26 protein-coding genes are annotated in these 26,651 nt (G+C 70.7%); 3 read left to right on the forward strand and 23 right to left on the reverse strand.

Translation table 11 applies throughout. From position 1 onward, the window contains the following. Positions 1-94: 94 nt before the first annotated feature. The 5 genes from alr to glmS form a co-directional block, all read right to left on the reverse strand. Positions 95-1,291 carry an alanine racemase gene (gene alr / locus ACFXI4_RS11015; RefSeq protein WP_384989466.1) on the reverse strand — a complete coding sequence of 399 codons (1,197 nt, stop codon included), beginning with the start codon at positions 1,289-1,291 and terminating at the stop codon, positions 95-97. Between the two features lie 93 nt (positions 1,292-1,384). After that, a complete protein-coding gene (locus tag ACFXI4_RS11020; protein WP_384989467.1) occupies positions 1,385-2,305 on the reverse strand; it encodes a L,D-transpeptidase family protein in 921 nt (306 codons plus the stop codon). A gap of 156 nt (positions 2,306-2,461) precedes the next feature. After that, entirely contained in the window at positions 2,462-3,925 is a 1,464-nt protein-coding gene (locus ACFXI4_RS11025) for an NAD(P)H-hydrate dehydratase (RefSeq protein WP_384989469.1), read from the reverse strand. Positions 3,926-3,979: 54 nt separating this feature from the next. Further along, on the reverse strand, positions 3,980-4,351 hold the full coding sequence (locus tag ACFXI4_RS11030) for a holo-ACP synthase (RefSeq protein ID WP_362716504.1): 372 nt from the start codon (positions 4,349-4,351) through the stop codon (positions 3,980-3,982). A gap of 52 nt (positions 4,352-4,403) precedes the next feature. Further along, on the reverse strand, positions 4,404-6,251 hold the full coding sequence (glmS, locus tag ACFXI4_RS11035) for a glutamine--fructose-6-phosphate transaminase (isomerizing) (RefSeq protein WP_384989470.1): 1,848 nt from the start codon (positions 6,249-6,251) through the stop codon (positions 4,404-4,406). A gap of 561 nt (positions 6,252-6,812) precedes the next feature. Here glmS and coaA point away from each other — a divergent pair. Together coaA and ACFXI4_RS11045 are read left to right on the forward strand one after the other, a co-directional pair. Next, complete coding sequence (coaA, locus tag ACFXI4_RS11040; RefSeq protein ID WP_362716535.1) at positions 6,813-7,781, forward strand: type I pantothenate kinase; 969 nt, start codon at positions 6,813-6,815, stop codon at positions 7,779-7,781. Positions 7,782-7,808: 27 nt separating this feature from the next. Beyond that, positions 7,809-8,738 carry a DUF389 domain-containing protein gene (locus ACFXI4_RS11045; protein ID WP_384989471.1) on the forward strand — a complete coding sequence of 310 codons (930 nt, stop codon included), beginning with the start codon at positions 7,809-7,811 and terminating at the stop codon, positions 8,736-8,738. A gap of 108 nt (positions 8,739-8,846) precedes the next feature. Here ACFXI4_RS11045 and glmM read toward each other — a convergent pair whose 3' ends face one another. From glmM to rplM, 3 genes are all read right to left on the reverse strand, one after another. Continuing rightward, positions 8,847-10,205, reverse strand: coding sequence for a phosphoglucosamine mutase (gene glmM, locus ACFXI4_RS11050; RefSeq protein WP_384989473.1), 1,359 nt, complete (start codon positions 10,203-10,205; stop codon positions 8,847-8,849). A 229-nt stretch (positions 10,206-10,434) separates the two neighbouring features. Continuing rightward, positions 10,435-10,947: a 30S ribosomal protein S9 gene (gene rpsI / locus ACFXI4_RS11055; RefSeq protein WP_351318187.1), complete on the reverse strand. Its 513-nt coding sequence runs from the start codon at positions 10,945-10,947 to the stop codon at positions 10,435-10,437. Between the two features lie 42 nt (positions 10,948-10,989). Further along, positions 10,990-11,433 (reverse strand): 50S ribosomal protein L13, encoded by a 444-nt coding sequence (gene rplM / locus ACFXI4_RS11060; RefSeq protein ID WP_352223065.1) that lies wholly within the window; start codon positions 11,431-11,433, stop codon positions 10,990-10,992. Between the two features lie 333 nt (positions 11,434-11,766). On the opposite strand from rplM, the gene ACFXI4_RS11065 reads away from it, so the two are divergent. Continuing rightward, positions 11,767-12,651 carry a hypothetical protein gene (locus tag ACFXI4_RS11065; RefSeq protein ID WP_362716520.1) on the forward strand — a complete coding sequence of 295 codons (885 nt, stop codon included), beginning with the start codon at positions 11,767-11,769 and terminating at the stop codon, positions 12,649-12,651. A 19-nt stretch (positions 12,652-12,670) separates the two neighbouring features. Here ACFXI4_RS11065 and ACFXI4_RS11070 read toward each other — a convergent pair whose 3' ends face one another. The 15 genes from ACFXI4_RS11070 to map all read right to left on the reverse strand — a co-directional run bounded on the left by ACFXI4_RS11070 (position 12,671) and on the right by map (position 26,635). Further along, entirely contained in the window at positions 12,671-13,183 is a 513-nt protein-coding gene (locus ACFXI4_RS11070) for a GtrA family protein (protein WP_384989474.1), read from the reverse strand. Beyond that, positions 13,180-13,962: a polyprenol monophosphomannose synthase gene (locus tag ACFXI4_RS11075; protein WP_384989476.1), complete on the reverse strand. Its 783-nt coding sequence runs from the start codon at positions 13,960-13,962 to the stop codon at positions 13,180-13,182. The genes ACFXI4_RS11070 and ACFXI4_RS11075 overlap by 4 nt, the downstream gene beginning before the upstream one ends. Further along, a complete protein-coding gene (locus ACFXI4_RS11080) occupies positions 13,959-15,299 on the reverse strand; it encodes a UDP-glucose dehydrogenase family protein (protein WP_384989478.1) in 1,341 nt (446 codons plus the stop codon). The genes ACFXI4_RS11075 and ACFXI4_RS11080 overlap by 4 nt, the downstream gene beginning before the upstream one ends. A 33-nt stretch (positions 15,300-15,332) precedes the next feature. After that, positions 15,333-16,874 carry a glycosyltransferase family 39 protein gene (locus ACFXI4_RS11085; RefSeq protein ID WP_384989479.1) on the reverse strand — a complete coding sequence of 514 codons (1,542 nt, stop codon included), beginning with the start codon at positions 16,872-16,874 and terminating at the stop codon, positions 15,333-15,335. Beyond that, positions 16,871-18,556 carry a hypothetical protein gene (locus ACFXI4_RS11090; RefSeq protein WP_384989481.1) on the reverse strand — a complete coding sequence of 562 codons (1,686 nt, stop codon included), beginning with the start codon at positions 18,554-18,556 and terminating at the stop codon, positions 16,871-16,873. Before ACFXI4_RS11090 ends, ACFXI4_RS11085 begins: the two co-directional genes overlap by 4 nt. Continuing rightward, positions 18,553-19,563, reverse strand: coding sequence for a glycoside hydrolase family 26 protein (locus ACFXI4_RS11095; RefSeq protein WP_384989483.1), 1,011 nt, complete (start codon positions 19,561-19,563; stop codon positions 18,553-18,555). The genes ACFXI4_RS11090 and ACFXI4_RS11095 overlap by 4 nt, the downstream gene beginning before the upstream one ends. Next, entirely contained in the window at positions 19,560-21,092 is a 1,533-nt protein-coding gene (locus ACFXI4_RS11100) for a glycosyltransferase family 2 protein (RefSeq protein ID WP_384989485.1), read from the reverse strand. Before ACFXI4_RS11100 ends, ACFXI4_RS11095 begins: the two co-directional genes overlap by 4 nt. A gap of 272 nt (positions 21,093-21,364) precedes the next feature. Beyond that, complete coding sequence (gene truA / locus ACFXI4_RS11105) at positions 21,365-22,231, reverse strand: tRNA pseudouridine(38-40) synthase TruA (RefSeq protein ID WP_362726681.1); 867 nt, start codon at positions 22,229-22,231, stop codon at positions 21,365-21,367. A 127-nt stretch (positions 22,232-22,358) separates the two neighbouring features. Further along, a complete protein-coding gene (gene rplQ, locus ACFXI4_RS11110; protein WP_384989487.1) occupies positions 22,359-22,868 on the reverse strand; it encodes a 50S ribosomal protein L17 in 510 nt (169 codons plus the stop codon). A gap of 86 nt (positions 22,869-22,954) precedes the next feature. After that, on the reverse strand, positions 22,955-23,977 hold the full coding sequence (locus ACFXI4_RS11115; protein ID WP_003966937.1) for a DNA-directed RNA polymerase subunit alpha: 1,023 nt from the start codon (positions 23,975-23,977) through the stop codon (positions 22,955-22,957). Positions 23,978-24,101: 124 nt separating this feature from the next. After that, positions 24,102-24,506 carry a 30S ribosomal protein S11 gene (gene rpsK / locus ACFXI4_RS11120; RefSeq protein ID WP_003956432.1) on the reverse strand — a complete coding sequence of 135 codons (405 nt, stop codon included), beginning with the start codon at positions 24,504-24,506 and terminating at the stop codon, positions 24,102-24,104. A gap of 70 nt (positions 24,507-24,576) precedes the next feature. After that, positions 24,577-24,957, reverse strand: coding sequence for a 30S ribosomal protein S13 (gene rpsM, locus ACFXI4_RS11125; protein WP_020941684.1), 381 nt, complete (start codon positions 24,955-24,957; stop codon positions 24,577-24,579). 207 nt (positions 24,958-25,164) lie between these two features. Further along, complete coding sequence (gene rpmJ / locus ACFXI4_RS11130) at positions 25,165-25,278, reverse strand: 50S ribosomal protein L36 (RefSeq protein ID WP_003998809.1); 114 nt, start codon at positions 25,276-25,278, stop codon at positions 25,165-25,167. A gap of 61 nt (positions 25,279-25,339) precedes the next feature. Next, entirely contained in the window at positions 25,340-25,561 is a 222-nt protein-coding gene (gene infA, locus ACFXI4_RS11135) for a translation initiation factor IF-1 (RefSeq protein ID WP_003948620.1), read from the reverse strand. Positions 25,562-25,798: 237 nt separating this feature from the next. Beyond that, positions 25,799-26,635, reverse strand: a complete 837-nt coding sequence (map, locus tag ACFXI4_RS11140; RefSeq protein WP_384989490.1) for a type I methionyl aminopeptidase — start codon at positions 26,633-26,635, stop codon at positions 25,799-25,801. Positions 26,636-26,651 lie beyond the last annotated feature (16 nt).

Consider the following 26,651-nt stretch of genomic DNA (forward strand, 5'->3'; position numbering starts at 1 on the left):
TTAGGTGAAACGGGTGACACCGACGAGATGACTGCTGCGTCCGTTGCTGCTGGTAAAGGTGTAACCGGGTTCCGGTGCCGCCGAACCCCTGAGGTCAGTTCCCGTCCCCTGGTTCCTGCCCACTCGGTTCCCCGTTCACATAGACGCGGGGAACCCGGGTTCCGATGCGGGTGACGATTTCGTAGGCGATCGTGCCCGCGGCCTGGGCCCAGTCCTCGGCGGTGGGCTCGCCCCGGTCGCCCGGACCGAACAGCACGGCCTCGGAGCCGACCGGGGGCTCGTCGCCGCCGAGGTCGACGACGAACTGGTCCATGGCGACGCGCCCGGCGACCGTGCGCCACTTGCCGCCGACCAGCACCGGTCCGGTGCCGGAGGCGTGGCGCGGGATGCCGTCCGCGTAGCCGACGGGGACCAGCCCGAGGGTGGTCTCCCCGGGGGTGAGGTAGCGGTGGCCGTAGCTCACGCCGTGGCCGCCCGGGACGTGCTTCACCAGGGCGAGCGAGGCGGAGAGGGTCATCACCGGACGCAGCCCGAAGTCGGCCGCGCTGCCCATCTCGGGGCTCGGTGAGATGCCGTAGACGGCGATGCCCGTGCGGACCAGGTCGAAGTGGGAGTCGGGGAGGGTGAGGGTGGCCGGCGAGTTGGCGATGTGCCGCACCTCGGGGCGCGCGCCCCGCTCCTCGGCGTGGGCGAGCATCTCGCGGAACAGGGCGAGCTGCGCGGCGACGGAGGGGTGGCCGGGCTCGTCGGCGCAGGCGAAGTGCGACCAGAGCCCCGTGATCCGGACCAGCCCGGCCGTCTCCGCGCGCAGCGCCTCGCCGACCAGCCCGGGCCAGTCCCGGGGCTGGCAGCCGTTGCGCCCGAGCCCGGTGTCGGCCTTGAGCTGCACGCGCGCGGGGCGGCCGGCGGCCCGGGCGGCCGCGACGACCTCGCGCAGCGCCCACATCCCGCTCACCGACACGTCGAGGCCGGCCTCGATGGCCTCCCGCCACGGCCCGCCGGGGGTCCACAGCCAGCACATGATCCGCACGTCCGCGGGCAGCCCGGGGTCCGCGCGCAGCGCCAGGGCCTCCTCGGGGGTGGCCGTGCCGAGCCAGCCGGCGCCGGCCCGGACGGCCTCGCGGGCACACCGGACGGCTCCGTGGCCGTACGCGTCGGACTTCATCACGGCCATCAGGGCCGCGCCCGGCGCGAGGGCGCGCAGGGTCCGCACGTTGGCCCGCAGGGCGGCCAGATCGATCTCGGCGCGGGCGCGCAGGGGCGCGGTCGGTGCAGTAGCTGTCTCACTCATCGCGCCCCCAGTGTCTCAGAGGCCTCTGTCAGCCCTCCGGCACAGGCCCTGGTACGGGCCCCGGTCCTCCTCGGGTACCCGGCGGGCACCGGGTCAGGTGCCCGTCCGGTGCCCCCACACGTACACCTTGTCGCCCTTCTTCAGCACGCCCCACAGCTTCTTGGCGTCGCCGAGCTTGAGGTTCACGCAGCCCCACGAGCCGACGGTGGTGTAGAGGGAACCGTAGACGGCGTGGAATGCCTGGCCGCCGTCGAAGAACTGGGCGTACGGCATGGGCGAGTTGTACAGGGTCGACCAGTGGTTCTTGTGCCGCCAGTAGACGGTGTGCGACCCGGCGCGGGTCGCGTGCCCCTTCCGCCCGCTCCTCATCTGCACCGGCCCGAAGACCACCTTGCCGGCCTTCTGCACCCAGGTGACCTGCCGATTGAGATCGACGCAGGCGACCCGGTACGACTTCACGGGGCAGTTCTTCCTGGCGTTCGGGTTCTTCTTCGCCGAGAGGAAGTTCATCTGGTACCAGGTCACGGGTCCCGCGAACCCGGTGGCCGGCTTGATCTTGTGCGACTTCTGGAACTTCTGGATCTCCTTGCAGTCGGAGGCGGACTGCTTGCCGTCCACCTTCAGCTTCAGCCACTGCTCGATCTGCCGCTGGTACGGCCCGGTCAGCTTGGAGCAGCTCACCTTGGCGACGGCGTCGCTGAGCGGCACGTACTCCACGAGGTCGTAGATCCCGGGTGGCGCCGCCTTGGGCTCGACGGCGTCCTCCTCGGCGCTGGGCCGGTACACCTTCGGCGCCAGCATCTGGTCGGGGGTGTCGACCTGCCAGGGCTGCCCGGGGCCGGGCGGGACCCCGGGCACCAGGTCCGACTCGGCCACGGCGGTGGGCGGTTGGTGCGCGGTGTCCGCGGCCACGCTCCCGGCCCCGAGGCAGATCACCACCGCGGCGGCGACCAGGACCCCCGCGACCCCACTTGCATGACGGACCCGACATCGCGCGATTCGTCCATTAATCATGTGATCAGACAACCCTGCACGCCCGTGAATCCGGGGGAGCCGCGCGGCCGGGTCACCCGAGGGAGGGAGCGGGACGCGCACCGTCAGGGGCGCGGGGAACTGCGCGAACGGCCCCCACCGGGCCGCACCCGAAACACGACGCCGCGGCCTACCGCACTACCGGCCCACCGGCCTACCGCCCCCGGACGGGAACACGCCCCTCCACGCCGCTCCCAGCTCGTCCGCCACCGCGTGCGCGACCGTCGGCGCCCCCTCCGCCGCGAACCGCCCCGCGAGCCCGTGCAGATACGCCGCCACGCTCCCCGCGTCCCGCCCGTCGAGACCGGACGCCAGCAACGACCCCGCCAGTCCCGACAGCACGTCCCCGCTCCCCGCGGTGGCCAGCCACGGCGTCCCCGTCGCGTTCACCCGGACGGCCGCGACCCCGTCGCCCGGCGCCGCCACCAGCGTCGTCGCCCCCTTCAGCAGCACCGTCGCCCGGTAGGCCGCCGCCAGTTCCCGTACCGCCGCGAGCCTGCCGGCCTCGACCTCCTCCCGCCCCACCCCCAGCAGCGCCGCCGCCTCCCCGGCGTGCGGAGTCATCAGCGTGGGCGCCCTGCGAGCGCGCACCGTGTCCCGGTCGGCGAGCCGCAGCCCGTCCGCGTCGACCAGCACCGGAACGTCCGCCTCCAGCACCTCGGCGACGGCGTCGGCGTCGTCGCCCACCCCCGGTCCCGCCACCCACGCCTGCACCCGCCCGGCCTTGCGCGGCCCCCCGTCCGACACCAGCGTCTCGGGAAAGCGCGCCAGCACCTCGTCGCCGGCGGGCCCGACGTACCGGACGGCCCCGGCCCCGCCCCGCAGCGCCCCCGCGACGGCGAGCACCGCGGCCCCGGGATAGCGGGCCGACCCGGCCACGATTCCCACCACGCCCCGCCGGTACTTGTCGCTCTCCGCTCCCGGCGTCGGCAGCAGCCGCGCCACGTCCACGTCCTGCAACGCCTCCAGCTCGGCCTCGGCGGGCAGTTCGAGCCCGATGTCGACCAGCCGCACCGAACCCGCGTACTGCCGGGCCGGATCGACCAGCAGCCCCGGCTTGTGCGTCCCGAAGGTGACGGTCAGGTCCGCCCGTACCGCCGTTCCCCGTACCTCTCCGCTGTCCGCCTCCACCCCGCTGGGCAGGTCCACGGCGACCACGGCGGCCCGCGACCGTTCCACCACGGCGGCCAGCGCGGCCGCCTCGGGCCGCAGCCCGCCCGTCCCGCCGATCCCCACGATCCCGTCCACGACGAGATCGCACCGCAGGATCAACTCCTCGGCGTCTGCCGCCAGTACGGTCCTGCCGCCGGCCCGGCGCAGCGCCGCGAGACCACCCGCGTGGGTGCGCTCCGGCGCGAGCAGCACGGCCGCGACCCCCGCCCCTCTCCCGGCCAGCCGCGCGCCGGCGTACAGCGCGTCGCCGCCGTTGTCACCGCTGCCGACCAGCAGGACCACCCGGCTGCCGTACACCCGTCCGAGCAGGTCGGCGCAGGCGGCGGCCAGCCCGGCGGCGGCCCGCTGCATCAGCGCCCCTTCCGGCAGCCGCGCCATCAACTCCCGCTCGGCCGCCCGTACCGTCTCCACGCTGTAAGCAGTGCGCATGCCCCGAGTCTCCCCCGGAACCGCCGGGGCGCGCATCCGCCCGCCCCGTCCGGGTCACCCCTCCGCGATCACCACCGCCGACGCCACCCCGGCGTCATGGCTGAGCGACACGTGCCAGGACCGCACCCCGAGTTCCGCCGCGCACGCGGCCACGCTCCCCTTGACCTGCAACCGCGGCCGCCCGTTGTCCTCCACGTACACCTCCGCGTCCGTCCAGAGCAGTCCCGGCGGCGCGCCCAGCGCCTTGGCCAGCGCCTCCTTGGCCGCGAACCGGGCCGCGAGCGAGGCGATACCGCGCCGTTCCCCGCTCGGCAGCAGCAACTCCCCCTCCACGAAGAGCCGGGCGGCCAGCCCGGGAGTCCGCTCCAGCGACTCCCGGAACCGGTCGATCTCGGCGACGTCGATCCCTACCCCGATGATGCTCACCCGGGCACCCTACGATCCGCCCGCCCACCGCAGGCCGGTCCGGCCGTCCCGCTCACTCCACCGTCACCGACTTCGCCAGGTTGCGGGGCTGGTCGACCTCGTTGCCGCGGGCCGTGGCGAGTTCGCAGGCGAAGACCTGGAGCGGGACCGTGGCGACGAGGGGCTGGAGCAGGGTGGGGGTGGCCGGGATGCGGATCAGGTGGTCGGCGTAGGGGACCACCGCCTCGTCCCCCTCCTCCGCGATCACGATCGTGCGCGCGCCCCGGGCCCGGATCTCCTGGATGTTGGAGACGATCTTGTCGTAGAGGACGGACCGGCCGCGCGGCGACGGTACGACCACCACCACCGGCAGGTCCTCCTCGATCAGCGCGATCGGACCGTGCTTCAGCTCGCCCGCCGCGAAGCCCTCGGCGTGCATGTACGCCAGTTCCTTGAGCTTCAGGGCGCCTTCGAGGGCGACCGGGTAGCCGACGTGCCGCCCGAGGAACAGCACCGTCTTCTTGTCGGCGAGGGAGCGCGCGAGCGCCCGTACCGGCTCCATGGTCTCCAGGACCCGCTCGACCTCGCCGGAGATGTGCGAGAGGTCCCGGATCACGGCGCTCACCTCGTCGCCCCACTTGGTGCCCCGCACCTGGCCCAGGTAGAGGGCGACCAGGTAGCAGGCCACCAGCTGGGTGAGGAACGCCTTGGTCGAGGCGACCGCGACCTCGGGACCGGCGTGGGTGTAGAGCACCGCGTCGGACTCGCGCGGGATCGTCGAGCCGTTGGTGTTGCAGATGGCGAGGACCTTCGAGCCCTGTTCCCGCGCGTGCCGCAGCGCCATCAGGGTGTCCATGGTCTCGCCGGACTGCGAGATGGCGATGACCAGGCTCCGGGAGTCCAGGATCGGGTCCCGGTACCGGAACTCGCTGGCCAGTTCCACCTCGCACGGGATGCGCGTCCAGTGCTCGATGGCGTACTTGGCGATCAGGCCGGCGTGGAAGGCCGTACCGCAGGCGACGATCACGACCTTGTCCACCTCGCGCAGCTCGGCGGCGCCGATCCGGACCTCGTCCAGGGTCAGCGACCCCATCGCGTCGATGCGGCCCAGGAGGGTGTCGGCGACCGCCTTGGGCTGCTCGGCGATCTCCTTGAGCATGAAGTAGTCGTAACCGCCCTTCTCCGCCGCCGACGCGTCCCAGTCGACGTGGTACGAACGGACGTCCGCCGGGGCGCCGTCGAAGCCGGTCACCGTCACGCCGTCCCGGCGCAGCTCCACCACCTGGTCCTGGCCCAGCTCGATCGCCGACCGGGTGTGGGCGATGAACGCTGCGACGTCCGAGGCGAGGAAGGCCTCGCCCTCTCCGACGCCCACCACCAGGGGGGAGTTCCGGCGCGCGCCCACCACCACGTCCGGGTCGTCGGCGTGCACCGCGACCAGCGTGAACGCGCCCTCCAGGCGCCGGCACACCAGCCGCATCGCCTCCGCGAGATCGGTCGTGCCGGAGAACTCCTCCGCCAGCAGGTGCGCGACCACCTCGGTGTCCGTCTCGGAGGCCAGGTCGTGCCCGCGCTCCGCCAACTCGCCGCGCAGCGCGGCGAAGTTCTCGATGATCCCGTTGTGGACGACGGCGACCCGGCCCGCGTTGTCGAGGTGCGGATGCGCGTTGGCGTCCGTCGGTCCGCCGTGCGTGGCCCAGCGGGTGTGCCCGATCCCGGTCGCCCCGCTCGGCAGCGGTCGCTCCGTCAGTTCCTTCTCCAGGTTGACCAGCTTCCCGGCCTTCTTCGCCGAGGCCAGTCCGCCGTCGGCGAGCACGGCGACGCCCGCGGAGTCGTACCCGCGGTACTCCAGCCGCTTCAGCCCGGCGACCACCACATCGAGCGCCGACTGCGCCCCCACGTATCCCACGATTCCGCACATGAGCGGCAGCCTAAGCGCCGCCCCCCGCTCGAACACGGCTCAGCATGCCCGAAATCGGAAATCATCCCGCCGTTCCCCGCGGCGCATCGGCTGCCCGGCACGGTCGCCCGGCGCCTGCCACGGCCCGTGTCCGACCGGTTCGCGACCGCCCGGGAGGAAGCGATGACGAAGCCCGTGCCGCTCCCGGCCGGCGGGCCGGGAGCGGCTCACAACTGGTTCGCCGCGTCCGCCCTCTGCGACGAGGCGGCCGACTTCGGGCTCCGTCATGTGACGGACGGGCGGAGCGTGATCTCGCGGCCGACGCCGCGTCGGGCCACCTGTTCCTCGCAGAGCTGCCCGAGCCCGACCGGACGAATGACCTGACCGCGCTGCGTGACGTGTCCCCCGCTCACGTCGACGCCGAGATCGGTCCATCGCGGGTGACCGCCAGGATGGACGACCCGCAGATCTCCGCCGCGCGGGCCGGGTCGCGCTGCGCACCCGGCAGGCACGTGACCGACCCCACCCCCCACCCCGTTCAAACTCCGTTAACAATGGAACGTGATCTCTCCGGTCTCCCCGATGCCCCGGAGCGCCCACCGGCACAGGCCGGAGGCGACTCCCTACGTCGACCTCACCCGTTCCGAGTGGAGCGCGCTGCGGGACAAGACTCCGCTGCCGCTCACCGCCGAGGAGGTCGAGAAGCTGCGTGGCCTCGGCGACGTCATCGACCTCGACGAGGTGCGGGACATCTACCTCCCGCTGTCCCGCCTGCTCAACCTGTACGTCGGCGCCACCGACGGGCTCAGAGGCGCCCTGAACACCTTTCTCGGTGAGCAGGGGTCCCAGTCCGGCACCCCGTTCGTCATAGGCGTGGCCGGCTCGGTCGCCGTCGGGAAGTCGACCGTGGCCCGGCTCCTGCAGGCCCTGCTCTCGCGCTGGCCCGAGCATCCGCGCGTCGAGCTGGTGACGACGGACGGTTTCCTGCTCCCCACCCACGAGCTCGAGGCCCGCGGCCTGATGGCCCGCAAGGGTTTCCCCGAGTCGTACGACCGCCGGGCCCTGACCCGCTTCGTCGCCGACATCAAGGCCGGCAAGGACGAGGTCACCGCCCCCGTCTACTCGCACCTCATCTACGACATCGTCCCCGACCGCAAGCTCACCGTCCGCCGCCCGGACATCCTGATCGTCGAAGGGCTCAACGTCCTCCAGCCCGCCCTCCCCGGCAAGGACGGCCGCACCCGGGTCGGCCTCGCCGACTACTTCGACTTCAGCGTGTACGTCGACGCGAGCGTCGAGGACATCGAGACCTGGTACCTCAATCGCTTCCGCAAGCTGCGCGCGACCGCCTTCCAGAACCCGGACTCGTACTTCAGGAAGTACACCCAGGTCTCCGAGGAGGAGGCGGTCGACTACGCCCGCGGCCTGTGGCGCACCATCAACAAGCCCAACCTGGTGGAGAACATCGCCCCCACCCGCGGCCGCGCCACCCTGGTCGTCCGCAAGGGCCCGGACCACAAGGTGCAGCGGCTGAGGCTCCGCAAGCTCTGACGGGATCCGGCCTGTTAGAAAGGCTTCATGCTGCATCTGCGCCTGATCACCCCCGCGGACCGCACGGACGACGTGGTCCGGCTGATCGAGAAAACGGTCGGCACCGCCCACCTCGTGGTCCTGCCGGGTGCCGCCCGCGACCCCGCCGGGGACGTCGTGATGTGCGACGTCGCCCGTGAGGCGGGCGACGAACTGATCCGCGCGCTCAAGGTGTTGGACCTCGACCGTACGGGCTCGATATCCGTCGAGGGCATCGACCTGAGCCTGTCGGACCGGGCGGACGAGGCCGAGGCGGAGGCGCCGGGCGAGGGTGCGGACGCCGTGCTGTGGGAGGGACTGACGGAGGCGACCCACGAGGAGTCGACCCTGTCGGTCACCTACATCGCCTTCATCACCCTGGCGACGATGATCGCGGCCTGCGGTGTCGTCCTGGACAACGCGATCCTGATCGTGGGCGCGATGGCGGTGGGCCCCGAGTTCGGCCCGCTGGCCGGCATCTGCACGGCGCTGGTCCGGCGCCGCCCCCGCCTGGCGGTGCGCTCCCTCACCGCGCTGCTCGCCGGCTTCGCGGTGGCGATACTGGTGACGGTCGGCTTCACCTACCTCATGGACGGCCTCGGCCTGTTCACGAAGGTGCAGCTGGAGGCGGAGCGCCCGAACACCAACTTCATCTACCGCCCCGACGCGTTCTCCTTCGTCGTGGCGGTACTGGCCGGCATCGCCGGGATACTCTCCCTGACCTCGGCGAAGTCGGGCGCTCTGGTGGGCGTGGCGATCTCGGTGACGACGGTCCCGGCGGCCGCGAACGCGGCGGTGGCCTTCGCCTTCACCGAGTACCGCCAGGCCTGGGGTTCGACGGAGCAACTGCTGCTGAACCTGCTGGGCATCGCGCTGGCCGGAACGTCGACGCTGGTCGCCCAGAAGCTGCTCTGGAAACGCGAACGCCCACCGGCTTAGGGGCGCCGCGCCGTGACAGGTGCGGCTTCGCGGCCTGCGCGCGACCGGCGACGGCGAACCCGCGGTCCGCGACGGGCGTCCCCCGCCGCCCGGACCCGGTGGAAGAACCTAACCCAGCGCGGACTTCACGGCGTCGGCCAACCGTCCCGCCACCGACCGCGCCTGCTCGATGTCCGCGGCCTCCACCATCACCCGTACCAGCGGCTCGGTCCCCGAGGGGCGAAGCAGCACGCGCCCGGTCTCCCCCAGCTCCCGCTCCGCCTCCGCGACCGCCGCGGCCAGGTCCCCGGAGGTCTTCACCCGGGACTTGTCGACGTCGGGCACGTTGATCAGCACCTGCGGCAGCCGCTCCATCACGCCTGCCAGCTCCCGCAGCGACCGCCCGGTCTGCGCGACCCGGGCCGCCAGCAGCAGTCCGGTCAGCGTGCCGTCGCCGGTCGTCGCGTGGTCGAGGATGATGACGTGCCCGGACTGCTCGCCGCCGAGGGCGTACCCGTGCTCCTTCATCTCCTCCAGGACGTACCGGTCGCCGACCGCGGTCTGCACGAGGTGCACCCCCTCCCGCTCAAGCGCCAGCTTGAAGCCGAGGTTGGACATGACGGTGGCGACGACGGTGTCGGCGCGCAGCGCGCCCCGCTCCCGCATGGCCAGCGCCAGCACCGCCAGGATCTGGTCGCCGTCGACCTCCTCGCCGGTGTGGTCGACGGCCAGGCACCGGTCCGCGTCGCCGTCGTGGGCGACACCGAACGCCGCCCCGTGTTCGAGCACCGCGGCCTTCAGCTTGCCGAGGTGGGTGGAGCCGCAACCGTCGTTGATGTTGAGCCCGTCCGGCTCCGCGCCGATCGTGACGATCTCCGCGCCGGCCCGGCGGAACGCCTCCGGCGAGACCCCCGCGGCCGCGCCGTGCGCCTCGTCCAGGACGATCCTGAGCCCGTCGAGCCGGTTCGGCAGGACCGACAGCAGATGGGCGACGTACTGCTCGGAGCCCTCGTCGTAGGACCGCACCCGGCCGACGCCCGAGCCGGTGGGCCGCTCCCAGGGCTCGCCGTGCCGGTGGGACTCGTAGACCGCCTCGATCCGGTCCTCCAGCTCGTCGGCGAGCTTGTGGCCGCCCCGGGCGAAGAACTTGATGCCGTTGTCGGGCATGGCGTTGTGGCTGGCGGAGAGCATGACACCGAGGTCCGCGCCGAGTGCGCCGGTCAGGTGGGCCACGGCGGGCGTCGGGAGGACACCCACCTTCAGCACGTCCACACCGGCGCTGGCCAGGCCCGCGACCACGGCGGCCTCCAGGAACTCCCCGGACGCGCGCGGGTCCCGTCCGACGACCGCCTTCGGCCGGTGGCCCTCGAAGGTGCCCGCCTCGGCCAGCACGTGCGCCGCCGCGACCGACAGCCCGAGCGCCATCTCGGCGGTCAGGTCCGCGTTGGCGACGCCGCGCACGCCGTCCGTGCCGAAGAGTCGTCCCACTTGTCCTCCTGAAGAAGCGTCCTTGCTGCCAGGAAATGATGGCAGGCGCTTAGTCATGCGATCACACCAGCCTTTGAGCGTCTTGTGTCGTTATACGCCCTTGACCGGGATAAACGAACGCCCCGGTGGCACATGTGGCGTGCCGCCGGGGCGTTCGGAGTACGCGTCGAGCCAGAACCCGGATCCCCAGGGTCCGGCTCGGACGTGCGTACGGGCAGGCAGCGAGCGATTAACGCTTGCTGTACTGCGGAGCCTTGCGGGCCTTCTTGAGACCGGCCTTCTTGCGCTCGACCGCACGGTCGTCGCGCTTGAGGAAGCCGGCCTTCTTGAGCGGGCCGCGGTTGTTGTCGACGTCGGCCTCGTTCAGCGCGCGGGCGACACCGAGACGGAGCGCACCGGCCTGACCGGAGACACCGCCACCGGCGATGCGGGCGACGACGTCGTAGCGGCCCTCGAGCTCCAGCACCTTGAAGGGCTCGTTGACTTCCTGCTGGTGCACCTTGTTGGGGAAGTAGTCCTCAAGGGTGCGACCGTTGATCTTCCACTTGCCGGTGCCCGGGACGATCCGGACGCGGGCGATGGCGTTCTTGCGACGGCCCAGGCCGGCGGCCGGCTGCGGGTCGCCGAAGCGGGAGGCGAGGGACTCGGAGGTGTACTCGCCCTCGACGGGGACGTCCGTCTCCGTGGTGTAGCTGTCGATGTCGATCTCTTCGAGCGGCTGCTCGGCAGTGGTCTCGGCCACGATGCTCCTCAGATTCTCTTCAGTCTTAGGGGGTGGCCGGACTTACTGCGCGACCTGGGTGATCTCGAACGGAACCGGCTGCTGCGCAGCGTGCGGGTGGTTCTCGCCTCGGTAGACCTTCAGCTTGGAGAGCATCTGACGGCCCAGGGTGTTCTTGGGGAGCATGCCCTTGACGGCCTTCTCGATGGCCTTCTCGGGGTTCTTGTCCAGCAGCTCGTCGTAGCGGACGGAGCGCAGACCACCCGGGTAGCCGGAGTGGCGGTACGCCATCTTCTGGGTCCGCTTGTTGCCGGACAGGTGCACCTTGTCGGCGTTGACGATGATGACGAAGTCACCGGTGTCGACGTGAGGAGCGTAGATCGGCTTGTGCTTGCCCCGCAGAAGGGACGCGGCGGTGGTGGCGAGACGACCCAGGACGATGTCCTGAGCGTCGATGACGTGCCACTGGCGCGTCACATCGCCGGGCTTGGGGCTGTACGTACGCACGGTTCGTAGCCTTCGCTTCGAGTGAATGGTCCTGAACAGGTCACCGAAACGATCACGACAGCCTGAGCCACTGCGGCGACGCATACCGCGTACGTGGGATTGCTGGTCATCGGCCCGGTGGACCGGTGTAAGGGCCCGTCCCGTGAGAATGAGCAAGCCAATACACAACGAAGAGTCAGCGTACCGGGGCGCCCCCGGACGGGTCAAAACGAGCTCGCGCACACATCGGCGCCGCGTGGCGGCACCGGGATGCTCCACCGTGCACCAAAGGTCCACTATCACCCTTCGTACTGTCGCACCGGCACCCCTCGACCCCCGTCTAAGATGCGCCCCATGAGCTATGGGCAGGGGGGACCCCAGTCCCAGTGGGATCCCTGGAAACCGCAGTCACAGCAGCCCTGGAGCGGCGGCGCCGACCAGACTCCGGACTGGGCCGCGCTCGCCGAGGCCTCGGAGACGCGCAACAAACGGCGCAGAGTGCTGTTCATCGGCGGCGGCGTGGTCGCCACGCTGGCGATCGGCACCGCCGTCGCCATGGCCGTGGTGTCCGCCAACGGCGACAACAAGGCCTCCGGCACGCCCAGCAACCTGCCCGCGACCGCCTCGCTGCCGAGCGAGTCGGCGGCCTCCGCGCCGTCCTTCGCGCCGACCAGTGCGCCGCCGCCGCTGGATCCCGAGGACTTCATATCCAGTGCGAAGAAGGACACGGCGCCGCTCAGCGCCGAGACCCTCTTCCCGGGCACCCAGCTGACCATGGGCGAGACGGTCTACAAGAAGGGAGCCACGGCCGAGACCAAGAAGTGCGGCACGGCCGCCAAGGGCACCCTCCCGAACGTCCTCACCAAGAACGACTGCACTCAGCTGCTGCGCGTCACCTACTTCAAGGACGGCGTCGCGGTCACGGTCGGCGTGGCGGTCTTCGACACCGAGGCGCAGGCGGCCAAGGCCAAGACCGAGGCCGACAAGAAGGGCTTCGTCACCGCGCTGGCCGGCTCCGGCGCCAAGACCTTCTGCGCCTCGGGCGTCTGCCGTACGACGACGAACTCCTACGGCCGGTACGCCTACTTCACCACCGCCGGATTCCTCAGCGGCAAGGACGTCACCACCAAGGACACCAAGGTCTTCCAGACCGGCGACGACCTGGCCGAGTTCACCTTCCGGCAGATCCGCAGGCGCGGCGAGGCCCAGGCCTCCGCCGCGGCCGACGCCGGCCAGTGATCTCGGACACGCCGTCCGGTCAGGTCCGCTCCCAGGTGGCCTGGAGCACGGACTCCTGGGGCCCGCCGCGCGCTACCGTGCGCGGCGGGGTGGCCTCGGCGGTCCTGAAGACCCAGGTGCGGTAGGACCAGAAACGGAACAGTGTGGCGATGCCGATGCCGAGGAACTTGCTGACGTTGTAGGAGAGCGTGCTCTGCCAGCCGAGCCCGTAGGTGGTCGCGTAGAGCACCCCGTTCTCGATGACCAGGCCGACCGCGCTGAAGAAGAGGAACAGGCCCAGCTCCTTCCGGCCGCCGCCGTCGTCCCGGTCCTGGTCCCGGTAGGCGAAGTAGCGCAGGCCCACGTAGTTGCCCAGTACGGCACAGGCTGTCGCGATCACGCTCGCGCGCACCGGCTGCCAGTGGACGGCGGCCCTGATCAGGTTGAAGACCGCCAGGTTCACCACGAATCCGGTGAGCCCCACCAGACCGAACTTCGCCACCTCGCGGTACAGGCTCCCCCACCGCGAGGGGACCGCGTGCCGCCCGCTCACCGTCCCGTTCGGCTCTGCCGGTGGCGCAGCCGCAGCCGCAGCGGCATCACCGCGGACTCGATCTGGGTGGCGAGGTTCATCTTGGACTCGCCCTCGGTGCGCTCCTCGAAGCGGATCGGGATCTCCACGGCGCGGTGCCCGGACCGGACCGCCTTGAACTTCAGCTCGACCTGGAAGCTGTAGCCCGCGCTGTCCAGCGTCCGCAGGTCCACGTCGCGCAGGGTGTCCGCCGACCACAGGTTGAACCCGGCCGTGATGTCCCGGATCTCGGTGCCGAGCACGGTACGGGCGTACCGGTTGGCGAACCGGGAGAGCAGTACCCGGTGTCTGCCCCACTCCTCGTCCAGCGAGCCGCCGGCCACGTACCGGCTGCCCACGACCAGGCCCGCCCCCTCGGTCACGGCCGCGTCGATCATCCGCACGATGGCCTCGGCGGGGTGGCTGCCGTCGGCGTCCATCTGGACGACGTAGGCGGCGCCCTCCGCCAGCGCCGCGGTCATGCCCGCGACGTAGGCGCGGCCGAGGCCGTCCTTCTCGGTCCGGTGCAGCACGCTCATGCGCGGCCGCCCGGCGGGCCGGTCGGCGTTGTACTTCTCGGCGAGCTCCTCGGCGATCCGCCCGGTGCCGTCCGGGCTGGAGTCGTCGACGATCTTCAGATGCAGCCCGTCGACCGGCAGGCCGAGGACCAGCTCCGCCATCCGGGGCAGGTTCGCCGCCTCGTTGTAGGTCGGCATCACCACGGTGACCGGTGTGCCGTGGTGTCTGTCGAGCTCCGTCATGGTGTTCTCTTTCCCTCCCCCGGGAGGCCCGCGGTGGGCCTCTCCGCAGCCGGCGCGGGTCTGCCCAGCGCCCGGAAATGCCAGCCCGCCGCGGTCCAGCGGTCCGCGTCGAGCACCCCCCGCCCGTCCACGACCAGTGGCCGGGCGACCAGCGTGGCGGCGTGCTCCGGGTCGATCTCCCGGAACTGCGGCCACTCCGTCAGATGCAGCACGAGGCCGGCGCCGCGCAGCGCCTCCTCGGCCGACAGTGCGTAGCCGAGGAGCGGGAACGCCTTGCGGGCGTTGTCCAGCGCCTCGGGGTCGTAGACCGTGACGTCCGCGCCCTCCAGGCGCAGCCGGGCCGCCACGTTGAGCGCGGGCGAGTCCCGGATGTCGTCCGAGTCCGGCTTGAAGGCCGCGCCCAGCACCGCGATGCGGGCCCCGAGCACCGTGCCCCCGCACAGCTCCCGGGCCAGTCCGACAACCTTGTCACGGCGGCGCATGTTGATCGCGTCCACCTCGCGCAGGAAGGCGAGCGAGACGCCGAGTTCGTCGGCGCGGTGCGCGAAGGCGCGGATGTCCTTGGGCAGGCAGCCGCCGCCGAAACCGACGCCCGCGCGCAGGAACTTCCGGCCGATCCGCTCGTCGTGCCCGATCGCCTCGGCGAGGACCCCGACGTCGCCGCCGGCCGCCTCACAGACCTCGGCCATCGCGTTGATGAAAGAGATCTTGGTGGCGAGGAAGGCGTTGGCGGCCGTCTTGACCAGCTCGGCGGTCGGGAAGTCGGCGACGACCAGCGGGGTGCCGAGAGCCAGGACGGGCTCGTACACCGCCCGCAGAATCGATTCAGCACGCTCCGACCGGACCCCGAACACCAGCCGGTCGGGCCGCAGGGTGTCCTCGACGGCGAACCCCTCCCGCAGGAACTCCGGGTTCCAGGCGATCTCGGCGTCGAAGGACGCGGCCAGCCGCCCGGCCGTCCCGACCGGCACGGTCGACTTGCCGGCGATCAGCGCCCCGGGCGCCGCGTGCCCGGCGATCGCCGCGAAGGCCGCGTCGACATGGGTCAGGTCGGCGCCCTCGGAGCCGGGCCGCTGCGGGGTGCCGACGCACACGAAGTGCACCTCGCCGAAGGCCCCGGCCGCCGCGTGGTCGGTGGTGAACCGCAGCCGCCCGCTCGCGGTGTGCCTGGCGATCAGCCCGGACAGCCCCGGCTCGTGGAACGGCACCCGGCCCGCCCGCAGTGCGGCGACCTTGTCCGGGTCCACGTCGACACCGAGAACCTCGTGCCCGAGCTCCGCCATGCAGGCGGCGTGGGTGGCACCCAGGTAGCCGGTGCCTATGACGGTGAGCCGCATCCGGCGGCCTCCTTCCTTCCTCCGGGCGAGCGGCTACTTGCGTTCCAGGACCTGGACGACGACATGGTTCAGCCGGACCGTGCGCGTGGCCTTGAACTCCTTGCCGAGCACCGCGGCCGTCTTCGCGTCCTTGCCGGTGAGCGGGGGACGTCCGTCCGCGACGGTGGAGACCAGCCACAACCGGTCGACGCCCTTCAGGCAGCGGGCCGGGCGGTCGCACTCGGTCGCGCCGTACGAGCCGTTCTGCTGCGGAGTCCACTCCATGAGCACGTCCTTCGGGGCCTGGCGGTCCCGCAGCTCGTACGCCATGGCCCTGCGCTCCGACAGCACCCCGTTGAAGACCATGCCGTCGCCGGACCGCTCGCCGGCCACGATCGTGTTCGCCGCGCCCCGGTAGTCCGGCTCGGCGGCCAGGTCCTTCTTGGCGTCGCCGATGGCGGGCCACGCCGCGAGCACGTACCCGGCCGCCGCGGCCGTGACCAGCACCCCGCTCAGCACCTTGATCCCGGTGCCCCGGCGGGCCTGCGGGTCGAGCCGCCCGGTGAGACGGGTGAGCGCGGCGGCGGCCAGCAGCGTCCAGGCCGGGATGGTGAACAGCAGATACCGCGGCAGGAAGAGGTGCAGCTGGTTGGCGGTGACGAAGGTGAGGACCGGTGGCAGCACGGCCCAGGCGGCGAGCAGCACCGAGTACCGCCCGGCCGCCAGCAGACCGAGCACGCCGAGGGCCATCACCGTCCCGCCGGTGACCCACGACCCGAACAGGGTGCCGGGGAACTGGATCAGATCGTCGGCCGTGGTGACGTTCCAGGCGATCTGGCCGCTCTGCCCGGTGCCCTGCGCCACCATCGGGAACGTGATGGACAGACCCAGCAGGGCGGCGGCCGTGAAGGCGTAGTGCGCGATGCGGTCGCCCCGCCGCCGGGCCAGCCAGACCAGCCACAGGTGCCCGGCGAGCACCGACATCGCCACCAGGTGGCTGAAACCGGTGCCCGCGATCGCGAGGCCGTACAGCGTCCAGCCCAGCAGGCTCGGCTTGTCCAGCGCGCGCAGCAGCAGCAGCGTGGCCAGCAGCGCGAACATGGTCGCGAACGCGTAGGGCCGGGCCTCCTGCCCGTACCGGGTGATCGCCGGGACCACCGCGAACAGCAGCCCCGCCAGCAGCCCGGTGCGCACCGCGAACATCCGGCGCCCCAGCAGCCCGACCAGCCCGGCCGAGACCGCCATGGCGAGGGCCCCCGGCAGCCGCAGCATCGCCGGTGAGTCCCCGGCGACGGCGATCCACAGGTGCATGGCCGCGTAGTACGGCGTGAAGACCACGTCGATGTGGTCGATCAGCCGCCCGAGGTCGTGCCAGGACAGCGTGGACGCCCACCAGGTGGCGTGCTCGTCCCGCCACAGCTGGCGCCCCCCGAGGCCCGGGAGCACACAGGCGGCGGCGACCAGCGAGGGCAGCAGGAGGACCAGCCACGCGGAGCCCCGCCCGGCGGCGTCGGCGGACCGGCGGCGCCCGGTCCGGGTGCCCTCCGCGGATTCCGGGACGGCCCTCTCGTCAACCGGTGGTGTGTACGCCGTCATCGCTTCACCCAGATCCGGTAGGGCTGCTGCCCGTGGTCCCCGCCGGCGGACGGAACCACTGCCACGAGCCGGTAGTCGTCGTTGCCGCGCAGCACGGCGGGCACGGAGGCGGTCCGCAGCGCGATGGCGTCGTAGCCCTTCTTCACCTCGGCGGCCAGGGCGGTCCCCCGCCCCGCCTGGTGCCACTGCCCCGGGTCGGTGCGGGCGTGCAGGTAGTACGCGGAGATCTCCGGATCGTCGGACAGATAGCTGCCCTTGTCGTTCACGACCCCGCGCAGGGCGCCGATCATGGCCGCCGAGTCCGGCGGCCGGTACAGGTCGCGGGTCTGCGCCATGCCGATGACCAGCGCGGCGACGTAGACCATGATGCCGATCTGCGGATACCGGAAGTGGGCCCCCATCATCCGGGAGATGCCCAGGCCCGCCATCGGCACCGCGAAGAGCAGACCGAAGCCGATGTGGATGTGCAGCGAACTGCCGTTGCCCAGCCAGGCCTGGTAGAGCGGGGCGAGCAGGGCGGTGGCACACATCGTCAGGCCCAGTGCGGAACGCCGGACCGCGCCGGGCGCGGAGCCCTCCGCCCAGGGCATCTCACCCATCCGGGCACGGCGGGCGAAGCCCACGGCCCCGATGACCGCGACGAACAGCACCACCCCGCCCCACTTGGCGCTCTCCTCCAGCAGGTGCCGCCCGCTTTCGGTGGCGTGGGCGTTCCAGCCGCTCGGCATGCCGGCCACCTGGACGCCCAGGAAGCACAGGGCACCGGTGGCCGCCGCGAAGAGCCCGCCCCGGGCGAAGGCGCCGGCCCCCCGGAAGCGGTAGGCGGTCAGCACGGCGAGCAGGGTCAGCGTCGGCAGGTACAGCGCCGCCGAGTACGCGGCGAACGGGGCCAGCGCCGCGAAGGGCACCGCCACCAGCACCGCTGCGGGGTTCGACTGGCGGGTCCTGGCCAGCAGCCACAGGGCCGCGGCGAGCAGGAACAGCGACAGGGAGTGCAGGGAGGCGTACCGGCCGGTGAAGGCGGTCGACTCCAGGACGGAGTACACGGCGGCGGCCGCGAGCCCGGCCCGCACGTTGAACAGCAGCCGGGTCGCGCCGAACAGCAACGCCGTCGCGCCGAGCGCCCAGGCCAGGCTCAGCGTCCGGGCCCCGGCGAGGCCCAGCCCGGCGATCGGACCCGACAGCCGGCCGTCGGCCGTGAGGAACTTCGCCTCCTGGGCGAAGGCGCTGCCGTCCAGCCGGTACGACAGCCCCACCTGCACCAGCAGGATCAGTACCAGGACACCCCGGCTGATCCAGGCCGACCGGCTGTTGTCGACCGACCACGCCGACACCGGGACCTCGGGCAGCACATATCCCGGATCGGGCTCGGGGCCGGGTTCCGGCTCGGACTCGAGGACCGTGTAGTGCGGGACGTAGTACTCGGCGTACTCGGCCCCGGAGTCCTCCTCCGGGTAGGGCGGCCGCGCGTACGGCTGCCGCCCGCCGTGCACGTCCTGCTGCTGACCCCCGTAACCGGGACCACCGTAGGCCTGGCTTCCGGGGTTCTGACCGCCGTAGGCCTGCTGCGGCACCTGTCCTTGATGCTGTTCGCCGTAGTACGGCGGATACTGCTGCTGCCAGTCCTGTCCGCCCGGACCCGCCCGGCCGGCGCCGGAGGGATCCTGTTGCCGCGTGGTCATGACCGGGGAACCTCGAATCCGAACGCGTCGTCAGCGATCAGCCGCTTGAACTCGGCGAGGGCCAGCGGGCTGCTCTGGATGCGCCAGTCGGCCCGTTTGGGGATGTTGAACCACAGGAAGCCGATGACGTCGTCGTCCGCCTCGACGCCCCCGAGCAGCGCACGTACGTCGGCCCGCCGCCGCTCCCCGGGCTCCGAGGAGGTCTCACTGATCAGCACGGGCTTGTCGGTGAACTCGGAGACCTGGCGCCGGGTCGGGCCGTACAGCGTGTCGAAGGTGTGGGCGCCGGTCGCCGTCCAGTAGCCGACGATGCCGACCCAGTCGACGTAGGCGTCGCCGGGCCAGTACGGCTTCAGCTTCACCGACGGCACCGGGTTGACCACGTTCGGACTCCACACCCAGATCACGTTGGTGGCGCCCACGTCCTGGAAGACGTCGTGGACGTGCCGCCACGCCTTCACGAAGGTCTCGGGCGTGGTGTCCTTGGTGCCCCACGGGTACCAGTGGCCGTTCATCTCGTGGCCGAAACTGATCGCGACGGGCACGTTCGTCTCGCGGACACTGGCCGCGTACTTCTTGATGTACGCGTCCTGCGAACCGTCGGCGATCTTGTCGAGGCCGGGCTTGTACGGCTCCCACGACACGTACAGCAGAGCGCCGTCGCCGAAGACGTTCTGGGCACCCTTCGCGTTGAAGCCGTCGCCCCACGACGAATAGGAGCCGACCAGGTTCGGTTTCTTGCCGACGGTCTTCGCGAAGGCGTCGACCGGCTCGACGGAGCTGGGCGCGCCGTTCAGGGCGACCCCGAAGTACTCCTTCCGCGGGTGCAGCAGGGGTGTCACGTCATAGCGCGGGCGGGCGCCGGCGGCCCCCGCGGAGGAGCTGCCGGCGGGTTCGCGGGCGGCCTGGGCGGCGGGGTCGTCGCTGCCGCCGAGCACACCGCAGCCGGCGGCACCCGCCAGGGACATCAACGCCACACACAGCGGGAGGAGGGTCTTGCGGATCACGCGGGCTCACCGGCCATATGGTGCTCCTTCGGCTGGATCAGCGCACGCGCGACGACGAGCGCGTAGAACAGCCCGGAAGACAGGACGAGGGCGAAGTCCGGCGGGTAGCCGGTGAACAGCCGGTACACGGCGGCGCCGACCCAGACCACGGCGGTGCCGCCGCTCCAGATCCACAGGCCCAGCCAGAACCGGCGGGTCTTGTTCTTCTTCGCGTTCTTGGAACCGGTCGGCTGCCAGCCCATCCGCTGCTTGCGCAGGATGTCCCAGATCGCGAAGACATGTGCCCAGCCGTACATCATGCGGGCCGACCAGGCCTCCAGCCGGTACGGCGACCGGTGCCACATCGGGAAGATCAGAGTCGTGTAGACGATGCTGGGCAGCACCCAGACCAGATGCCGGACCTGAAGCATCTCGGGGCTGGCCACCAGCAGCATGATGGGCACGAGGGGCGCGATGAAGGTGAACAGCGCCGTGTGGATGTAGTAGAAGAAGCCGGACAGATAGCAGAGACGGCTGGAGAAACGTATCTTCGCGTCCCAGAACTTCTTGCTCGCAAGCAGTGACATGGAGCCCGAGCACCAGCGGTACTGCTGGTTGAAGAAGGCGCCGGCCGCGTCCGGGCACACGCCCGTGGAGAGCGCGACCGGCACGTACTTGAGGTCCCAGCCGAGCCCGCGCAGGTCGAACCCGGTGTGCACGTCCTCGGAGTGCTCGATCAGCGTCGTACCGCCGTTGGTGTCCAGCGCCGCCCGCCGGTAGATCGCGCACGAGCCGACGCAGATGGCCCCGTCGCTGTTCTGCCGTGACACCTGCACGGACCGGTAGAACAGCTCCTGCACCGCCCCGGCCCCGCGCTCGATCCAGTTCTGCGAGTCGAGGACCCGGAAGTACTGCGGGGACTGCACGATCCCGATGCGGTCGTCCGCCTCCAGGTACGGCAGCAGCTCCTCCAGGAGGTCGGAGCGCGGGGTGAAGTCGGCGTCCAGGATGAGGACGTACTTGCCGTCCGACTGCCCGAACCCGAAGTGCAGGTTGCCCGCCTTCTTGAACCAGCCACGGTTCTCCCGGGTGCCGTAGCGGAAGCCGAAGTCCCGGGCCATGGCCGCCAGTTCGGGGCTCGCGCCGTCGTCGAGGACGAAGGGTACGCACACCCCGGGGTACCGGTCGGCCAGCTGCCGCACATGGGTCCAGGTGTTGTGCAGCACCTCGATCGGCTCCCCGCACACCGGCAGGAAGACGTCGACGCTGGGGTAGTCCGCGGGCCGCCACTCGCGCACCAGTTTCTGGTGGTACACGAAGTCGAAGCCCCGGGTGAAGCCGTTCACCCGCAGCGAGATCAGGTAGTAGACGACCGTGAAGAACAGCGGTGGCGCGAAGATCCACATCAGCGGACTGGCCTTCGCCAGCGACACCTGACTGACCGTCAGGCATCCGAAGCTGACGATCGAGGCGATCGTCAGCACCCACAGCCGCCGTTTGACGTACGCATACTTCTCCGCATGCGAGGGCGGCGCGGGCAACAGCCCCATCGACGCCTGGTCGGCGCCGCGCCTTCCTCCGTGCCGAGCGGACCGGCGCCCCCCGGCACCGACCGCTTCGGACATGCGGGCAGAGTCAATGGATGACATTCCCACCCTCCGGGCCTCCGGCCCGATACATCCCCACCCCAAAAAACCCCTTCGAACAAAGGGGTCAGATTCGTGAATATATCTAAGGAGTGTGAACGACGTAAGGGGTTTGTGGAGCCTTACGTCCGAAAGGTCTGCTTGTCATCCAATATTTCCTTGAAGGACGCACGCATTTAACATGTTTCACAACCGGCGGTTCCGGGCAGGAATCGCCGGTTCCGCGCTTCCTTGTTCCGCGCCGCCAGCAGTTCGTCCGCCGGATAGCCGACCTCCTCCAGGGTCAGCCCGTGCGGTCGTACGACGTGGACGGCCGAGTCCCTGACCCCCGCGGCCAGTACCTTCCCCGGCCACTCCGGCCCGCGGTGGCCGTCCCCCACGAAGAGCAGCGCTCCGATCAGCGACCGCACCATGTTGTGGCAGAAGGCGTCGGCCCGCACGGTGGCCGTGATGATCCCCTCGCTGTCCCGCCGAAGGCTCAGCTCCTGGAGCGTCCGGATGGTGGTGGCCCCCTCCCTGCGCTTGCAGTAGGCGGCGAAGTCGTGCTCCCCCAGCAGCCGGCCGGCCGCCTCGTTCATGGCGTCGACGTCCAGCGGCCAGTCGTGCCACAGGACGTGGTTGCGCAGCAGCGGGTCCACTCCGCCCGGGTGGTCGGTGACCCGGTACGCGTACCGGCGCCAGACCGCGGAGAACCGGGCGTTGAAACCGCTGGGCGCCTCCGTGAGCGACCACACCCGTACGTCCTTGGACAGACGTCCGGCCAGCCGCTTGAGCAGCTTCTCCCGCTGCTCCGCCCACAGTTCTCCGGGCAGATCGACGTGCGCCACCTGGCCGCGGGCGTGCACCCCGGCATCGGTGCGCCCGGCGACGGTCAGCTCGTAGGTCGTCTCCCCCGAACGAGTCACGGTCCGCAGCGCGTCCTCGATCTCCCCCTGCACGGTCCGCTTCCCGCCGGCCTGCTTGGCCCACCCGTGGAACTGGGTCCCGTCGTAGGACAGGTCGAGGCGGACACGGACATGGCCGGGCTGAACTTCGTCACTCACGGAAGAATCCTCTCAGGAACACAGCAGCGGGCCCGCCCCCCGAAAGGAACGGGCCCACCAGTGCGCCCCAGAGGGGCGCGGGGAACTGCGCGACCAGCCGCAACGGACCGGCAGCCGAAGGACGGCCTTACGCCTCCTTCGACTCCTCGGTCTCGTCGGACTTGGCGTCCTCGACGACCTCGGTCTCCTCGACCTTGGTCTCCTCGGCCTTGACCTCGGCGTCCTTGGCGGAACGCTTGGTGGCGGCCTCGGCCTCGCCCGTCGCCTGCTGCGCGACCGTCAGCGCCTCGACCAGCTCGATGACAGCCATGGGCGCGTTGTCGCCACGACGGTTACCGATCTTGGTGATACGGGTGTAGCCACCCGGACGGTTCTCGTACCGCGGGCCGATCTCGGTGAAGAGCGTGTGCACGATGCTCTTGTCCGTGATGACCTGGAGCACCTGGCGGCGGTTGTGAAGGTCGCCCTTCTTCGCCTTGGTGACCAGACGCTCGGCGTACGGCCGCAGACGGCGGGCCTTCGCCTCGGTGGTGGTGATACGGCCGTGCTCGAACAGCGACTTCGCGAGGTTCGCGAGGAGCAGCTTCTCGTGCGCGGCACTGCCGCCCAGACGGGCACCCTTGGTGGGCTTCGGCATGGTTCTTCTCCTGTGTGTCTGCCCCGGCCGTGTCAGGTACCGGGGTCAGGAACCCGGTGAGCGGATGCCCACCGGCATACGACCGATCAGTACTGCTCGGTCTCCACGAAACCCGCGTCCGCGTCGTCGTCGGCGCCGAAGGCGTCGGCAGCGGCCGTGGGGTCGAATCCGGGCGGGCTGTCCTTGAGGGCCAGGCCCATGCCGGCCAGCTTCGCCTTGACCTCGTCGATGGACTTCGCACCGAAGTTGCGGATGTCCAGGAGGTCGGCCTCGGAGCGGGCGACGAGCTCACCCACGGAGTGGATGCCCTCACGCTTGAGGCAGTTGTAGGAGCGGACCGTGAGCTCCAGCTCCTCGATCGGCAGCGCCAGGTCGGCGGCGAGGGCGGCGTCCGTGGGCGAGGGGCCCATGTCGATGCCCTCGGCGTCGATGTTCAGCTCGCGGGCGAGACCGAACAGCTCGACCAGGGTCTTGCCGGCCGACGCCATCGCGTCACGCGGCCGCATGGCCTGCTTCGTCTCGACGTCGACGATCAGCTTGTCGAAGTCGGTGCGCTGCTCGACACGGGTCGCCTCGACCTTGTAGGTGACCTTGAGCACCGGCGAGTAGATGGAGTCGACCGGGATACGGCCGATCTCCTGGCCCACCTGCTTGTTCTGCACGGCCGAGACGTAACCGCGGCCACGCTCGACCGTCAGCTCCATCTCCAGCTTGCCCTTGCCGTTGAGCGTGGCGAGGACCAGGTCGGGGTTGTGCACCTCGACACCGGCCGGGGGCGCGATGTCGGCGGCGGTGACCAGACCCGGGCCCTGCTTGCGCAGGTACATCACGACCGGCTCGTCGTGCTCCGAGGAGACGACCAGCTGCTTGATGTTGAGGATCAGGTCGGTGACGTCCTCCTTGACGCCCGGCACGGTGGTGAACTCGTGCAGGACACCGTCGATACGGATGCTGGTGACGGCAGCGCCGGGGATCGACGACAGGAGGGTGCGGCGCAGGGAGTTGCCGAGGGTGTAGCCGAAGCCCGGCTCCAGCGGCTCGATCACGAACCGGGAGCGGAACTCGTCGACGACCTCTTCGGTCAACGAGGGTCGCTGAGCGATCAGCATGGTGTGGATCCTTCAGTCGCGGGCGCCCGCTATTTGACGCCCTGCTGGTACTGCAAGGGTACGGGCGGTACGGCCCTTTCACGGAGCCGTACCGCCCGGAGACCTCAGGCCCGAAGGCGTCGCGTCAGACGCGGCGGCGCTTCGGCGGACGGCAGCCGTTGTGCGGGGTCGGGGTGACGTCCTGGATGGAGCCGACCTCGAGACCCGTGGCCTGCAGGGAGCGGATCGCGGTCTCACGACCGGAACCCGGGCCCTTCACGAACACGTCGACCTTGCGCATGCCGTGCTCCTGGGCGCGGCGGGCAGCCGACTCGGCGGCCATCTGCGCGGCGAACGGCGTGGACTTCCGGGAGCCCTTGAAGCCGACGTGGCCGGCGGAGGCCCAGGAGATCACGTTGCCGGACGGGTCCGTGATGGAGACGATCGTGTTGTTGAACGTGCTCTTGATGTGCGCGTGGCCGTGAGCGACGTTCTTCTTTTCCTTGCGGCGCACCTTCTTGGCAGCGCCCTGACGACCCTTGGGGGGCATCTAGTAACTCCTACGGGGAGGTGGTCGGTCCTACAGCGAAGACCGCTGATGAAGCGTTGTCCGCTGAGGACTACTTCTTGCCCGGCTTCTTCTTGCCGGCGATGGCGCGACGCGGGCCCTTGCGGGTGCGGGCGTTGGTGCTGGTGCGCTGACCGCGGACGGGCAGGCCGCGGCGGTGACGCAGACCCTGGTAGCAGCCGATCTCGACCTTGCGGCGGATGTCGGCCTGGATCTCGCGACGGAGGTCACCCTCGGTCTTGATGTTGTTGTCGACGTACTCACGAATCGCGACCAGCTGCTCTTCGGTCAGGTCACGGACGCGGGTGTTCGGGTCGATGCCGGTCTCGGCCAGCGTCAGCTGGGAGAGCGTGCGGCCGATGCCGAACACGTAGGTGAGGGCGACTTCCACGCGCTTTTCGCGCGGGATGTCAACACCGGAAACGCGTGCCACTTCAATGGCTCCTGGTGATCATCGGAGGTCTTCCGCAGGACCGGATCCCGGCCGCCGGCCTCTTCTGTGTCGAAGAGTAGGTACGGCCTGGGTCCCCGGCCTCCGAGCCGGGGGTGTCGAGCCGTGTCGGCTCGGGCCCTGCGTATGAACAAATTCAGCTTGCGTCGCGCGAAACTCTGCGATGAATGCAGAGGGATCGGTCGTGCGTCAGCCCTGGCGCTGCTTGTGGCGCGGGTTCTCGCAAATGACCATGACCCGACCGTGACGGCGGATCACCCTGCACTTGTCGCAGATCTTCTTGACGCTCGGCTTGACCTTCATGGGATTGAGGTTCTCCGGGTCAGTTGCCGGCAGCCCCGCTCACACGGGACCTGGGCAAGATCTACTTGTATCGGTAGACGATCCGGCCACGCGTCAGGTCGTACGGAGACAGCTCCACCACGACCCGGTCGTCAGGGAGGATGCGGATGTAGTGCATACGCATCTTGCCGCTGATGTGTGCCAGGACCTGGTGGCCGTTCTGGAGCTCGACCTTGAACATCGCGTTCGGAAGAGACTCGACGACAGTGCCCTCGATCTCGATGGCACCTTGCTTCTTGGCCACGCTTCGCCCTTCGAATCGACTACCTTGATCGACCCTCGCACTTTCCCTTTCGGGCGCATGCGGGCATGCGGGTGCACGAGAGCCGACGAGTCAGTCTACGTCAGTGCACCCGGAAAGACGAATCGAGAGAGACTGCCCCGCGGAGCAGATCATTAAGCACGCTCATGTGGAGCACCCCGTCAGGGGTGCGGGGAACCGCGCGAGCGACCCTGACGGCCCCCGGTGCCGAGGAAATGCTCAGCCCAGCGGATCCGGCGCGGCCGCGATCCCGTGCTCGGCGAGCTTCGCCCTGCCCCCGTCGGGAGACGTCAGCACCAGCGGACCCTCCTCGGTCAGTGCCACGCTGTGCTCCCAGTGCGAGGACCACGTCCCGTCGGTCGTGATGACCGTCCAGTCGTCCTCCAGCACCTCGGTCCGCGGCGTGCCCAGCGACACCATCGGCTCGATGGCCAGGCAGAACCCGGGGACCAGCTTCGGACCCTTGCCCCGGCGCCGGTCGACGTAGTTCAGCAGGTGCGGGTCCATGTGCATCTCGGTGCCGATGCCGTGGCCGCCGTAGTCCTCGATGATCCCGTACCGGCCGCCGCCCGGCTTCGGCTGGCGGCGGATGTACGTCTCGACGGCCCGGGACACGTCCACCAGCCGGTTGCCCTGCTTCATCGCCGCGATGCCGGCCCACATCGACTCCTCGGTCACCCGGGAGAGCTCGATCAGCTCCGGAGCGTGGCCGGAGCCCACGAAGGCCGTGTAGGCCGCGTCACCGTGCCAGCCGTCGACGATCGCACCGCAGTCGATGGAGATGATGTCGCCGTCCTTGAGAACGACGTCCTCCGCGGGGATGCCGTGGACGACCACGTCGTTGACGGACGTGCAGATGGTGGCCGGGAAGCCGCCGTACCCGAGGAAGTTCGACTTGGCGCCGTGCTCGGCGAGCACCTTGCGGGCGACCTCGTCCAGGTCCTTGGTGCTGGAACCGGGGACCGCCGCCTCGCGGGTGGCCGCGTGGATGGCCGCTACGACCAGGCCCGCCGCCCGCATCTTGGCGATCTGCTCGGGGGTCTTGATCTGCACCATGGGTGGCCTGCGCTCT

The sequence above is a fragment of the Streptomyces sp. NPDC059224 genome (assembly GCF_042754285.1).
Classification (GTDB): Bacteria; Actinomycetota; Actinomycetes; order Streptomycetales; family Streptomycetaceae; genus Streptomyces.

Bases quoted from the DNA above. Each gene is read 5' to 3' on its own strand.
- ACFXI4_RS11025 (WP_384989469.1), bottom strand. From the start codon at position 3,925: ATGCGCACTGCTTACAGCGTGGAGACGGTACGGGCGGCCGAGCGGGAG.
- rpsK (WP_003956432.1), bottom strand. From the start codon at position 24,506: ATGCCCCCCAAGGGTCGTCAGGGCGCTGCCAAGAAGGTGCGCCGCAAG.
- alr (WP_384989466.1), bottom strand. From the start codon at position 1,291: ATGAGTGAGACAGCTACTGCACCGACCGCGCCCCTGCGCGCCCGCGCC.
- coaA (WP_362716535.1), top strand. From the start codon at position 6,813: ATGCCCCGGAGCGCCCACCGGCACAGGCCGGAGGCGACTCCCTACGTC.
- ACFXI4_RS11020 (WP_384989467.1), bottom strand. From the start codon at position 2,305: ATGATTAATGGACGAATCGCGCGATGTCGGGTCCGTCATGCAAGTGGG.
- rpmJ (WP_003998809.1), bottom strand. From the start codon at position 25,278: ATGAAGGTCAAGCCGAGCGTCAAGAAGATCTGCGACAAGTGCAGGGTG.
- rplQ (WP_384989487.1), bottom strand. From the start codon at position 22,868: ATGCCGAAGCCCACCAAGGGTGCCCGTCTGGGCGGCAGTGCCGCGCAC.
- glmS (WP_384989470.1), bottom strand. From the start codon at position 6,251: ATGTGCGGAATCGTGGGATACGTGGGGGCGCAGTCGGCGCTCGATGTG.
- ACFXI4_RS11115 (WP_003966937.1), bottom strand. From the start codon at position 23,977: ATGCTGATCGCTCAGCGACCCTCGTTGACCGAAGAGGTCGTCGACGAG.
- ACFXI4_RS11090 (WP_384989481.1), bottom strand. From the start codon at position 18,556: ATGACCACGCGGCAACAGGATCCCTCCGGCGCCGGCCGGGCGGGTCCG.
- ACFXI4_RS11085 (WP_384989479.1), bottom strand. From the start codon at position 16,874: ATGACGGCGTACACACCACCGGTTGACGAGAGGGCCGTCCCGGAATCC.
- ACFXI4_RS11045 (WP_384989471.1), top strand. From the start codon at position 7,809: ATGCTGCATCTGCGCCTGATCACCCCCGCGGACCGCACGGACGACGTG.
- ACFXI4_RS11075 (WP_384989476.1), bottom strand. From the start codon at position 13,962: ATGACGGAGCTCGACAGACACCACGGCACACCGGTCACCGTGGTGATG.
- map (WP_384989490.1), bottom strand. From the start codon at position 26,635: ATGGTGCAGATCAAGACCCCCGAGCAGATCGCCAAGATGCGGGCGGCG.
- ACFXI4_RS11080 (WP_384989478.1), bottom strand. From the start codon at position 15,299: ATGCGGCTCACCGTCATAGGCACCGGCTACCTGGGTGCCACCCACGCC.
- ACFXI4_RS11100 (WP_384989485.1), bottom strand. From the start codon at position 21,092: ATGGGGCTGTTGCCCGCGCCGCCCTCGCATGCGGAGAAGTATGCGTAC.
- ACFXI4_RS11065 (WP_362716520.1), top strand. From the start codon at position 11,767: ATGAGCTATGGGCAGGGGGGACCCCAGTCCCAGTGGGATCCCTGGAAA.